Source organism: Pseudomonas sp. P1.8 (assembly GCF_001269805.1).
GTDB lineage: Bacteria > Pseudomonadota > Gammaproteobacteria > Pseudomonadales > Pseudomonadaceae > Aquipseudomonas.
This window is the reverse complement of sequence record NZ_LHVM01000007.1, coordinates 53,239-67,266: the sequence shown is the minus strand read 5'-3', so window position 1 is coordinate 67,266 and position 14,028 is coordinate 53,239. Positions and strand designations below refer to the sequence as shown.

Genomic DNA, 14,028 nt, shown 5'->3' with positions numbered 1-14,028 from the left:
ACACCCCTTGGGTAAAGGGACGTTGATTTCAGTGGGAGTTGACTAGCTCATAGCGAGCCTCCGCTGCGTCTGGCGGTGTAGGAAACATGAATGATGATGTCATTGAAGGAGTTGAGAGTGGCATCCTGATCGCCCTCGTTGTTAGGGAAGGTCAGGCTCCAGATTGAAACAGCCCCGGTGTATTCGAACGGCAGGTAGCGCTCGTCCTGGAAGTTGAGCTGGAACTGACCGTTGTCATCAACCCCACGAGAAAGTGCAATCTGTTGGCTCGCCCTGAGATTTTCCTTCTCGCTTTCTCCAACCGTGGCACTCATTTCAACCTTGCTGTAACTCTGGGTCAAAACAGCGCGGATATCCTGATAAGGCCCCACGAGGCCAGGCAAGGTCACACTGATGGTCTTGATTCGTCGCAGGTAATGATTCTGCCCGTCGTAATCATCGTCGAACATTTTCTGCGTCAGTTCGAATGAGCAGCGGCCTTTGGTCTGCAAATCCGTCTGGATATCAACCCAGGCTTTGTTGATCGTTGACTTCGGATCTTTCGCCTTCAGGTCTTTCAGGGACACGGTTTTGACAATCTCCAGATCGCGTTTGTTGTTCTGCACATACTCGCGGTACATCTGCTGCAGGCTCAACTTCAGCTCTTCCCCAGCCCCGAAACCGCGGTAAGTAGCATTCCATGCGCCGGGACGGATAAAGGTTTGGGTGAAGTCACCTAACTCGTACTGCCAGCAGGCTTCAGCCGACTGGCACAACGATTGCGCCGTGCTGAAGGCGGTGTAGTAAAAACTGGCGAATTTGCTGTTGAGCCAATTGTAGGTCTGGGACTTGCTGAAGCGGTCGCTGCTGAGCAGGAAGTCATGGGTGGCCTTGGCCTGGGTCAAAGCAGTTTGTGCCTGGCGCAATTGCAGTTGGGTGGCGGTGTGTTGCGCTTCAAACACGGCGAGTTGCGCCTCGATTTGCCTGGCTTCAAGTTTTGCCTGGTCACGGGCCTGGGCCCACTCCTGGGCGCGGCGGCGGTATTGCTCATAGAGAGAGATCGCCTCACTTGCACCATGCTGAGCGTTTGCCGAGGCTTGCAATAAATGCATCGGGGCCATCAAGGCACCCTCCGCACGATGACCACCGACCGCCATCCCGACAATGTTCGGTACCGGTTTCAGTATTTCGGCGCCGAATCCCAGCAAGCCCATACTTACTTCTGCTATCCGTGCGGTCATGTGCAGTGATCCAGCCGTAATTTCCCCATCACTCACACCGTTATTCATCAACTCTTCGTAATAACTCACCCGTCCAAGCACAGTGTCTTGACTGGCCAACAAGGCTTTCTTGTTGGCTTCATCGATCTTCCCGACCTGGGCCTGGATATCCACTGCCACTTTCGCCAGATTCCAGGCTTGCTGTTGTTGCAGTTCCAGGTACTGCGCCTGTTCTTTGCGTTCAATCAACGACAACAGGGTCGAACCAAACTGCATCACGCTTTCCACCGCATTCTGCGCAAGGGCGAACATGAAACTGAAACGGTAGTGAGGAATCTGCGGGCTCAACAAGCGACTCAGCGCTGCACCGGATAACCCCTGCCCCATGGCCGCGAGCAAGGCACGCGGGTCCAGCCGCGCGGCGAACAGCGGCAGGTTCAAGGCATTTCCCGCCATATCAAGGTTGTGCCTGAGGTTATACAACCGACTCTCGGCCCGCTCCCAGCGTTTAATCAACTCGGGATTGAATGGACGGCGCAAGTAAGGATTATCGACGCTCGACAACGACGAGTCATTCCCATAGGGCCGCAGACACAACAGCGGAGCGACGTCCGAGACAGGCGTTTTGCCGATACGCAACGGAGGGTTTTGCCGCTGATCCTGTTGTGCTGCCATCAACCCTTGCTCGAACTCGCGCAGTTCCATGTTCTTCGCGGTACTCAGCGTTTGCAGGTTGATAGGCGTCCAGTCATCGACTTGCCGGACATCCGGCCGTCGACCCAGCAAATCCAGGACATGAACATAACGCAGCTTGGCTTCCGCCAGCCCGTCCGGTGTCAGTTCACGATAGGCCGCGTCGGCCTGATTGCTCTCGATGTCGATGTAAAGTCCATACAGCGCTTTGCGAAAGTGCACCGGAAAACTCAGGGCAATCTGGTGTGGATCGTCCGGATACAGAATCGCTTGGCTCGGGTCTGGCTGACCTGGCCAGACGGCCTCCTCCAGCGGCACCGCCTGCCAGTAACCGGGATGGCCAGAGGCGTTGCTTTGACGCGAAGGATCGAAGAGGAACGCCAACCAGCGCTTGGCCTCCTCGTACTGTTGTTCTTCGTTCAAGCGGTAAGCCACCAGCCATGGCAAGTACAGGAACAGTTCGAGGAAATAAAGGTAGTAGCCGCCTGCAAAATCCATTGGCTCGGAACCTTCGTCATTGGGGATCGGCGGTTCCTTCATATGCTGGGTATCCCAACTCAGCAATGAGTCCATTCCGGATTCGGCAAGATCGATCAGATGCCGGGCGAACGTGGTGTTCATCCGGATGGGCGCACGATTCACCTCGGCGTTACCGTCGCTCTTTTCGATGCTTGAACCCCTGAAGTCCATGAACTGCGCCTTGCCCAGCGACGGGCTGTCCCCTGAGGAGGAATCCTCCAGGCGGTTGATACCTGGCGCAACTTGTATGTCTGCGGCGACGATCTGTCCCCAACCAATGCTCAAAGCCTTGAGTGCTCCTCCTTTCAACGTCCAGCTTACGAAGGGCGGCCAAATAGACACATGTCGTTCATAGATCAACACGCCGTAAACAAGAGGAATTTTCACATCCTCCAATTTCGCAGGCCAATCCACTGGCCATCCCTCAGCTTGATGGGTTGTCTGGTCAATTGAAAATGAATACCGGAGGGTAGAATCCTTCCCAAGGCTAGTGACGATGCTTGACGTATGAAGCTGGCGCATTTCGTCAAATACTGTGGGGGGCTCTGTAGATATCACATCATTGGGATGCGCGATGAATAGCTGGTAACCGTAAGCCCCCGAATGCACACCGTTCACTTTGTTGTGTAGAAACAAACTCTGCCAACCGCCGGCATAACGTCTGCATTCAGTAAGATAATTGACTGGCGAATCGATTATGTCTTCCAGCATATGTTTATACAGGCGTTTACCGCTGAGTGAGGCAGAGCCTCCTAGTGATGTAGCGGGCACTCGGAAAGTGTCATCACTCGTCCCGCTCTCTATAATGAGGTTTTTCCAACCTTTGTTCGTCGTGAACATATAGGTGGCATTTTGCTGATTCAGCCAGTCGGTGCCCACAGGCTCAATGGTTGAGCCTTCAAGCAAGGTGTACCGGCTGTCGTGAAAACTGGACTCATTGAACACTAGAGTCAGTTTAAAGAGTTCAGTTTTAGGGCTCCCTCTATCGTAGATTTTAACGACAGTCGTCTGGTCCTCGTTAAATCCCTCGCTCAACCTTGCCGTTAACTCGATATTGGAGCGGGTCTTGTCATAAACAATATCGATATCTTTCAAGCTATCCTTGATTTTCGATTGCCAATCGTTGAAGTTCCAAGTGTTTTTCTCAACTTTCGGACTAGAAGGGCTGACACTGCCAAACTCAGGAATAGCCGAAGGGAGCCAATATTGGAAACGGCTTACTTTTTCATCCGGATTGGCAAATATATGCCCTATTAACAACACATGCGCTTGTTCGCCATCATTATCCTCCGAAGCTGCAGAGACTTTTTTTACATTTGGCACAACGCCATTCGACGGAAAGAGCGTCATCACATTATGGTTTTTATCGATCCTCACAGTCCTGAGAAAGTCGTATTTATCCTTACCACCTGTAGTGTCCGAGACATCCGGTTGATAGTTGGAGTAAACCATCAATACCATCGACTCGGGGGACGTCGAGTTGTCATAGACCGCTATCGTCTCTGTTTCCTGCTCGATTTCTTCAGGTGTTTTGGCAACCAGGGTCTCAGTCTGACAATAGTTTTCGATATAGACCTTTGGCGTGCTCCAACTGTCGTCGTATTTTTTGTAGCTACCATACAAGCGGAACAACGGATGTGCCTTGACGGTATTGTTTGCTGTCGCAGCGGAGCCAAAAATATCCCGATCCTGATACTCCACTTCGGCCCAGATCACGAACAGACGATTATTGAACCAGCAGGGGCGAATGGTGTGCTCCAGGGCTTTTTCGGAAATGGGTACGTTTGCTCTTTTCCAGTCCGTCCAGGCATTGGGCAGGGGTTTGTCGAACTTGGCAGGCACCTCCATCGCTTTGATGACAGGCCGCTGGCTCATGTCGAGCGTTCGCCAGTAATAGGCATTTTCTGCCGGGGACCTGGCGATGAAGTAATAGGTACTGTTGGCAAAATCCTCACCATCGATGTACCCATTGCAGACTTTGAGGTTGGCGATTTCCTCGAAGCGCGCAAGGTAGGCCAATACCGCTGCCTGCACCGTATCGGGCTGGATTTGCGCCTGATTGATGTCGTTTTCCAGCTGCTCGAAACTCTTGGTCTTGGTCAACCGCAAGGTCGGATCGAGATAAATATCGGGAAAATAACGCAGCTGCTGTAGGGCCGCCCAGATCGGGTAGCGATTCAACCCACTTTGCCAGGCCTTGGTTTGCTCGGGGGTCAGGCTATCGTCGCTGTATCCCGGCTCCATGTTCAGCATCAGGCCGTTGATCAGTTGTTGCAGGCTGGCGATGGCACAAGCGACCGGGCTGGTGGGTACGTTCTGGCTGACCAGCACATCCAGCAGCCAGTACTCATAGAGGTCGCTGGGGGTTTTGATATGGTCAACCAACCCCTTGGCGATCAAGTAGGGGTCTTCAGGGATGGCTTCGTGCAAATACAGCGCGAGCATGGCGTCCCGGAAAGATTCGTTGAGTGAGGCGTCGAAGGCAGTCGTCATGTTCGTTCCTTAAACAATCACCGGTGAAGAGGCAGATCCAGTGCTGGCGGCCATGACGGCTTCACCCACTGTTTTCAAGGCATTCAGAACGCTTTGATCATTGAGCGCCGTGGCTTGCAGCAGCGACCGGGCCGACAGTCCACTGGCCTGGCAGCTCGCCTGGCAACGACGTATCCAGTCCACTTCAGCCATCGAACGGGCACGCTTATGCTGCAGCGTGTCGGTCAGTGCCTGAATCTCTTTTTCTGGCCACTCCAATAGTCGGGACAGCGCACCGTTGGCGGTATCGGCAGCCGCCTTGCGCAGAGCCTTGTTTTTGAGTTTTGGTGCAGGATAGTTGGCAAGGCTGAAATAGTTCAGCAAGGCGTCTTCCGACCGGGTTTGGCCATGCAGCCAGTGGCTAAAGCGCTCTAGCAGGTAAAGGTCCGAAAGCGCCGGTTCGCTGTTGACGTTGGGATAGTTCCCCAACCAGGTTGGGTTGATCACAAACAAACGCAGTGCGCGATTGCTCAAACGCAGCTGCAAAACGATCTCGGCATGCCGTGATACACGTTGAAAGTTTTCGATCAGCAGCGAGTCATTTTCGGTAAAAGAGAGAGCATCGCCAAGAATGCCGTACACCGAAGAGTGCGCCCAATGAACCACAGCAACGGCGCAATCCGACGGCAGCTTTGCGGTTTCCTGGAAGAGTGCTTCCAAGAGCTGCGTTTGCTTGTCTTGGACATCGAGCAGCAGCGAGATCAGTTTTTCCTTAGAGGTTTGTTTGACCGGATCTGACAACTTCAGAGGCAGGAGCAATTCGTCAAGATCGCTACCGAGCCAGGCAAGTGCTTCGTCGGTCAGCTCCAGATCACGATCAAGGCCCGGCATCAGGCCTTTGTCATCAATCAAAGCCTGCTCCGTCAGTAACACCATCCAATTGAGGGGGTTGCCATCGCCATCGGAGGCAGGGAGGTCCAACGCGGTAACCTGCTCCTCGGTCACCACGCTTTGACCGGCATCTTTGTGAAGCTTGAACAGCCGTGCGCGCGCAGCGTCCGTCACCGGTTCAGGCTCTGCCACATTCATTGGAGGTTTGTCTTGCGATGTCTCTAGTTGCAGTAAAGGGATATCAGGCCCCAATCGCTCCTGCAATTGCGCGACGCTCTGCTGGCTGTCCTTGAGCCATTCGAACGCCCAGTCCAGTTGCATCAACACATCGAGGATATCCGGGACTTCGGACGTTGTCCGAGGGCTTAGTCGCCCCGTGGCCATCGCAGTTTTGTAGGCTTGGCCGCCCAGCAAGTTCGCCAGAGTCAGCAGTTCAGCGACCGAACAACCGAACAGCCGGGCAATCCGCGCCTGGCGAAACAGTGATGAGACGGTGGCCAGGTCACGCTTGGGTGCAACGATGCACAGTTTCGTCTGCCGTGCGATCAACTGAAAGGAGTCATCGGTCGGTTGCAGCCCGAGACCCGCGCACAACTGCAGGATTGTTTTTTGGTTGACGGCGTCCGTGCCGTCGAAGTCGAGGGCTGTCTGATCAAGGACCAGTGGCGTGTCGAACAGTTTTACCCGATTGAAAACCTGATCGAACAACGGGACCTCACTCTTGCCGGTGGCAAAGGGGCTGACATCGTGCATCAACGCGGCGAACTCTAGAGCGTCGATGCCATGATGGTGGTTTAGGTAGCGATACACACCCAGTGCGCGCAGGGTGTTTTCGTTGATGTCCATCCCCAGGTTTTCCTCACCTTCAGCGCGGATGGCACTGATGATCAACGTATCGAGCCTGGCGAAAGGGATGCCGGTCCAGCGCTGCAGGCGGATCATGCGTTGCAGACGGTCGAAGCGATTGAGTGAGGATTTGCAAATGCGCCAGTGTTTGCTGTCGCCCAGTTCGACTTGCACCAGGTCCATGGCGTTGTCGAATTTATCCCGAACAATTGAATCGGCAGTGGCCGGAACAACACTGTCGTAAAGGCCGGAACCGGTCCCATTGACGTAGCACGCGCCGAAATGGTTCGCGTGAGGGAATGGCACTACACCCTCGGCACTTTGCCTGTTTTTGCTCGGGCAGTTGGGCGACAGGCGCACGGCATGAGTGCGACGCGACAACAACATTTCGACTTGCTCTGCATGCAGGCCGGTACACTTCATAAATTCATTCAGGTCGGTCAGAAAAGTGGGCGCCGCGTCTGAAATGCCAACACCATAGACCTGTGCAAAGTGGTTCTTTTCGGCTTCCGTTGGCTGGTAATGCTCGTCGAGCGTGAGCGTGAAACGTCGTTTGATCAGCTTGATCGGGCTGCCCACCTCTCCGGTCACAAGATGCAGATCAAAGCTGACGCGGGAACCGCCCTCAACAGGACCGGGAAGCGCAGCCTCGGCAACGAGGCGCGTGCAAATGGTTGCCGCTGAATTATTGTGAAGTGAGTTCAGGAAATATTTGTTGATATTGGTAGGCGCCCCGGAGCTCAGTTTCAGTGGCACGGGGTCCGCCACCTCGTCGGCGCTTAGTGCCAACGTTACTGTTGGCCCTGCCTCTTGAAAGGTCATGGGCACACTGTTTGAGCCCGGCTCAGCAGCGAGCAGCTCATGCGCGGTGGGATTTGCAGTACCGATATCCACTTGAGCCAATGGCAACAAATAACCTGCCTTCATTGGAGAGTGAGGGCGGAGTTGACAGCTACCCGGGCCTTGCCAACCGTTGGTCAAATCGGTCAAATCATTACGATCAAGATAGAAATCGCTATAGGGGAATGCCTCGGTCAGGAGTTTTTGCTGCTGTGGACTCAACCCCGTCAACCAGCGTTGCGCCTGAACAACGGGTTGCTGCACTTTCCCGTAATCATTCTTGCCAGCCTGAACAATTGGCAATAAGAGACTTGCCCGGTAATTCAACTCCCCCAGCCACGGTTTTTTCTCGGACAAACCCAGTTGGCATTGCTGATGGTAGAAGTTATACGGCAACTCGAACGGATAACGACGTTCGGTCAGTACCTGGTGAATGGACTTGGATTTGTCCGCCTGATTGCCCTCCAGGTAGGCGCGCAACTGGCTACTTAGCACACCGTTGACAATCTCCAGCATCGGCCTTGGCGTGAGTGTACTTTCACGGGTGATCAGCAGGCCTTTAAGGTCGGGCCGACGCTCATCCAGCAGGATGCGTTTGGCATCGCCGCTGGTGGCCTCCAGTTGTTGTATGAACACCCGTAACGCACTCAAATAGGCCACAGGTGAATCAACGGCTGCCAAAGCTCCGACCTTGCAGAACTCGTCCCATTTTTCGTTGAACAGGTTCTGGAACGTCGGCCCTGACGGTGTCAGGGCACGCACACCGGTACGTTCGGCCAGTGACTGAAATCGGCCGGATGAAGTCTGGTACTCACGGTACAGCCGTGCGATCAGGGCCGCGTAGCTCATGGCGTTGTCATAGGCCAGGTCGGCATTGGCGTCACTGAATTTTGCGAGCTTTCGGGTGAATGCCGGTTTGGGCAAACGAACGATGTCAAACACCGAGCTGAAGCCCATTTTTTGCATGGCCGTCTCGAAATCGACCCGTCCTCTTTTCAACGAGCCGTCAACCTTGACGAGTGCATTGAGCAGCGATCTGGTTTCACCGGTCGTATCCATGAAAAAAATTCTCCTGCCAAAAAGGATCGGGCGTGGATGGGCTGCCCTGCAGGATCAAAGTAGCGATAAAAAAAGCGGGTGTAACCTGTCAATCCTGACAGGTAGCTCAGGATTATTTAGAACAATTTGTTCGGGTATTAATTACCAAAAAAGCTATGACGCTTGAAAATTCAAGCCCTTTCCAAGCATGTTCGCAAAACTGCAACTTTGTGCCCCGACTCGAATAAAAACTTCCGATTTTCATGGAGAAAAACAAAACCATTCGTCTGAACTGTCATTTCTGTCAGGTGCATTCATTTTCGAAGTGAATTACCAAATAGAGACAGAGAAGTGCAATCCAAAACTCCACGAGGTTGCGAAAAAATGACGGACTCCAACAGCGCTGATCAAAACAATGAAGACGTTGATCCAAGCATGGAGGTTTTACCCCAACCCATTATTACCGCACCAACCGCAGGAACTGTCACTCGTCGCTTTAACGTCCATGCAATAGTGCCGGCAGCGGTTCACGACAAATGGAATCTTGATTTTTTTAACGCTCTCAACGGTCAACAACTCAAGAGATACAGCGGAGGTTGGGGAGTTGCATTTATCGAATTCGTAGTACCCGATGAACTACCCGTGGAAGTACCCATCTACTTCAAAATCCAGTATCAGAGTATTCTTTATAGCCACTGGGCGCGAAGTCACAACTTTAAAATAGGCTCCCCCAGGCCACCCAAGCCCGTGATCACCAACCCAAATTTTGTCAAAACGAATCGCCCCACAATAAGTGGAACAGGCATCAGCGGCGCCACGGTCAAATTACTCGAGCACAATGTCGGTACTGTTAATTTCGGAACCCCAACCGTAAGAGCAGATGGAAAATGGTCAGTAGTATTGGCAGCAGATTTGCGACAGGCCGACCCTTTCGTCATGACCGCCCATCAAACCTTGAACGGTGTCGTGTCTGATTGGGCAATTCCCGTCAGTTTTACGGTCCTGTTAAAACTGATGATTACCACAGTAACCGTGTCTGCCGACGGCAAACCCACTATCAGCGGAACTGGCGGACTGAACGGCGCAAAACTCGAGATCTGGCGTCAGAACGGCGCAATCCTGTTAGAGGAAAAAGTCGGTGCGAACGGTAACTGGTCCATTATCTCAACCACCCCATGGAGTATTGGAAACCACTCCATCCAGGCAAGACAGGTAGGAAAAAACCCCGCGCACAAAGGCGACTATTCAGAGGTTAAACAGTTCGCCGTCAAGCCCGGGAAACCGGCAATCACGCAGCCACCCAATCCCGCCGCAGGAAAACAGCCGCTGACCATCACCGGCGTGATGTCGGGAGACGTCACTTTGACGATGCGCACTGACACGGGCAGCACGATCGCCGGCAAATTCGAAGGTAGCGGAACAACACGCAAATTCACCCCGACGTACTACTGGGTGGTAGGCCTCAATGCCAACAAGGTCAGGGTCGTGCAGACCGTCAACGGTGCAACTTCTGATCCAAGCGATACGCGTACGTTCACAGCGAAACCATGGACGCTGGTCATCAATCAGCCGCCCTCACCAGCGCAACCAAAACAGACCATCCAGGGAACCCAGGCTCATCCGGGTGCAACGCTAAAAATGCTGAACTCAGCCAATCAGCAAATACCCGGGACATTCACGCTGAACGGCTCTTCCTGGACGTTCACTCCGAGGGAAAACTGGGGGGCAGGCACCAACAAGATCAAGGCTGTCCAAACGGTGGACGGCGTGGAATCTGCAGCCAGCAATGTGTGTACGTTTACTAGGCCCCCGCAGAAACTGGAAATCTTACCGCTCTCTAACCCGGTCCCCATCAATCAAACACTGGTCATCAGCAAGGTTGCTGACGATCCCGTCATTCTGGAGATGTTTAGTACAGCGAACAAACTTGTCCCGGGAACCTTCACTCGCTACACGTCATCCCACACTTTCACCCCGACAGAGACTTGGACACCCGGTGTTAACAACGTCTACGCCGTGCAAACGGTGGGCGGGGTGAGATCCGACCCAAGCGATGTGTGTACGTTTGGCGTAAACCCACCAAAACCAGTGATCACACCACCATCCAATCCGGCCGCCCCAAAACAGCCGTTGGCGATCACTGGCGTTTTTTCCGGCACCGTTACCCTGAAAATGCTCACTGAAGCAGGCAACGAGGTAGCCGGCAGCTTCACTGGCAGCGCGACAACCCGCACCTTCACCCCCACGGCCGATTGGATACCAGGTACCAACAGGGTCAAGGTCGTGCAAATCGTGGGTGGCGTAGTTTCAGAACCCAGTGACGTCTGTGCATTTACGACGAAACCATTGACCCTGCTGATTACACAGCCTCCCAATCCGGCCGCTCCAAAACAGCCGCTGGAAATAACTGGCGTTTTTTCCGGCTCCGTTACCCTGAAAATGCTCACTGAAGCAGGTGACGAAGTAGTTGGCAGCTTCACTGGCACCGCCACAACCCGCACCTTCACCCCCACGGCCGACTGGATACTAGGTACCAACAGGGTCAAGGTCGTGCAAATCGTGGGCAGCGTACCTTCAGAACCCAGCGACGTCTGTGAATTCACGACGAAACCATCGACCCTGCTGATTACACAACCTCTCAATCCGGCTCCTCCAAAACAGCCTCTTACCATTACTGGCATTACCTCTGGCGACGCTGTTCTGAAGATGCTCGATGACGCGAACAATGAAGTTACCGGTACATTCTCCTTTTTGGGTTCGTCGACTTGGTTGTTTACCCCGACAATGGACTGGACGCCCGGCACCAACAAGGCCAAGGTCAAGGTCCTGCAAACTAAAAACGAGGTGCCGTCTGATCCGAGCGATCTGTGCACGTTCACAGCCAGACCAGGCGCGCTCGTGATCACTCAGCCGTTCTCACCTGCGCCACAAAATCAAGTCATTAGCGGAAAAATGGCTTATCAGGGTGCGACGCTGACAATGCTGAGATTCAATCAGCCAACAAGCGGGGTCTTCAAGCAAACAGGCAACGACTGGACGTTCACGCCCGAGCCTGTCTGGCCCATTGTAGAAATATCAATCAAAGCTGTGCAGACCGTTGACGGCATCGAGTCCCTCCATAGCGACTGGTGCACGTTTAAAGTCAAACCACCAACACCGGCAATCTCACCACTGCCCCACCCGACCGAGAGTCGCAATCGGCTTACCATCACCGGCGTTCTTAACGCAGTCACTCCGAGCATGCTCACTGACAACGGCGTCGAGGTTGCCGGGCGATTCTACGGTGCTGGAACAACACGAACTTTCGAGCCAACGGAGAGCTGGGCAACAGGACTCAATGCCAACAAAGTCAAGGTTGTGCAGACCGCCAACGGAGTGTCGTCTGATCCAAGCGCTACATGTACGTTCACAGCCAGACCACGGAAGTTAGTCATCCCTCAGCAACCCCCACTTGAACCAGAAAACCAAGTCATCAGCGGAACCGGCGCATACTTGGGTGCAACGCTGCAAATGTGGATTGAATACCGTGATCAAGTACCGGGAACCTTCACGCAAACAGACGACGCCTGGACGTTCATGCCCGACCCCGCCTTGCCCCACGGAAAGATACGGATCAGAGCCAAACAGACCGTTGACGATTTGGATTCCGGATTTGGCCCCACGAGCGAAGTTAAAGTTAAACCACCGGCACCGGCAATCACGCAGCCCCTCCCCCCGATCTGGATAAATCAGAGCCTTACCATCACCGGCGTTGCTTGCGGAGCCACTCTGTCAATGTATAACCACGAATACTTTGTCAGTGGTGACTTCACTGGTAGCGGAACAACACGCCTATTCACCCCGGAGACCATCTGGCGGCCAGCCCCCCATATCAACGAGGTCAAAGTCAGACAGAGTGTGAACGATGTAATTTCCGATTCCAGCGATCTGTGCATCTTCACCGTAAGTACGGGGGTAAAACCGTACGCACCACATTTCGAGCTGCCATTGTTCGGGGACAATACTTCGTCGCGTCCCACCATCAGAGTGAGTGGCCTGCCCGGTGCCCTGATCACCGTTCGGCTTGAGGCTTCTGAAACATTGCGTTCGGACACTGCAAACGCGGAAGGCATCCTCGAATTAATACCCGACGCGCCCCTGGCTTCTGGGCCGAATGCCCTTGAAGTAAAACAGCAGAATGCGGGAATCGAGTCCGACTGGAGCGAGCCTCATCGTTTCACGGTAACGGTAGGAGAAATGCCCCCCCCTGTGGTTGAAGCGCCGACAGAAGGCAGTTCCACCGCTCGAAAACCCACGATCAGAGGTAAAGGTGAAACCGGTGGGCTGATATTGATAAGTCACGCGGACAACCTCGATCATCCGTTCGCTGAGCCTGCAGGTCGGAAAAACTGGCGCTGGACAGCCGAGGAGCGATGGGCCATCGGCTCTTACACCGTACAGGCGAGGCAGACCATTGGCGATAACCCTTCGCAATGGACGGCTCAACGCACTTTTCACGTTGTCGATACGCTGTACGAAATCGGCGAGGCCGTTCCGACGAGTCAAACAGCGGTCGCCGTCGAGGAAAACGTTGAGCTAATGGTTCAGGTGATATCAACGGAAAACGGGCAGGGAGTTGGAGGGTTAGAGGTTAGATGGAGCGTCGAAGGTGAGGAGTTCACCAGGGAGGCGACGACCACGGACCCGGACGGTTGGGCCCGGTTCACCCATACGTCAGGCGTCGATGGAGACCACAACGTACTGGCGGATATCACGAACGAAAATCAAGGGGTAACGACTTACGAGCTATTTGAGATAACAGTTTTGTAGTTCGCTATCCATGCGTAGACGACATCAGTGCAGCAACGTCGAATTGACAAGGCGAGCCTGTTATCTGCCCGATTTTCGAGGCGAACGATGCCCTTTCTCGCACGAGGAGGGGCATTTTTATTGCCCACAGCCTTCATCAAACTTCTGACTTTCTTCGAGCGCCCCACCCCACCATGGCCAATCACCTCCACGCTTAGGTACGATGACACTCTCCACTCTCGAGGCTGGCGCGTCATGTTCATCGGTATCCTGCTGGTCATCACTTGGCTGATCCTGTTGCTGCGCTACCCGACCAAGGCCTTGCCTGTCTCGGTTGCCGCTGCCGTAGGGCTAGGCATCGTCGCCACCTGGGTGATCTGGATGGACCACCGCGAGCTCAAGCAGCTGCAACGTCTGGAGTTGCGCATCAGTTACGCGCCGCAGCAATGCCCCGCCGACCGACCGTTGAAGCTGACCATGAACAACAGCAACGACGTGCCGTTGACCGAACTGCGCTGGCGAGTCGCGGCGTATGCGCCAGGCGACACGGTCAACCTTGCCGACAATCAATACTCCGCCCCACGCTATCGCGGTCCCGGCGAGTTGCTGCCCGGTGGCAACTGGGAAGATTGTTTACCCATGCCACCGTTACGTCCCGGCTACCGTCCGGAAACCCTGGAGTTTCGTGCCGAGCGATTGCAGGGTAGTTTTTCCGATTGATTCTCTACTCACTTTTTGCACA

The 14,028-nt window shown here is 54.1% G+C and carries 4 protein-coding genes; 2 read left to right on the top strand and 2 right to left on the bottom strand.

Annotation, left to right across the window (positions count from 1 at the left end; genetic code table 11):
• Nucleotides 1-47: 47 nt before the first annotated feature.
• Both AD668_RS04155 and AD668_RS04150 read right to left on the bottom strand, forming a co-directional pair.
• Entirely contained in the window at nucleotides 48-4,904 is a 4,857-nt protein-coding gene (locus tag AD668_RS04155) for a neuraminidase-like domain-containing protein (protein ID WP_053155006.1), read from the bottom strand.
• Between the two features lie 9 nt (nucleotides 4,905-4,913).
• Entirely contained in the window at nucleotides 4,914-8,519 is a 3,606-nt protein-coding gene (locus AD668_RS04150) for a Tc toxin subunit A (RefSeq protein ID WP_053155004.1), read from the bottom strand.
• 363 nt (nucleotides 8,520-8,882) lie between these two features.
• On the opposite strand from AD668_RS04150, the gene AD668_RS04145 reads away from it, so the two are divergent.
• The gene (locus AD668_RS04145) at nucleotides 8,883-13,307 is read left to right on the top strand and encodes an Ig-like domain-containing protein (protein ID WP_053155002.1); all 4,425 of its coding nucleotides are present in this window, start codon (nucleotides 8,883-8,885) and stop codon (nucleotides 13,305-13,307) included.
• A 234-nt stretch (nucleotides 13,308-13,541) separates the two neighbouring features.
• The gene (locus AD668_RS04140; RefSeq protein WP_053155000.1) at nucleotides 13,542-14,006 is read left to right on the top strand and encodes a hypothetical protein; all 465 of its coding nucleotides are present in this window, start codon (nucleotides 13,542-13,544) and stop codon (nucleotides 14,004-14,006) included.
• Nucleotides 14,007-14,028: the final 22 nt, after the last annotated feature.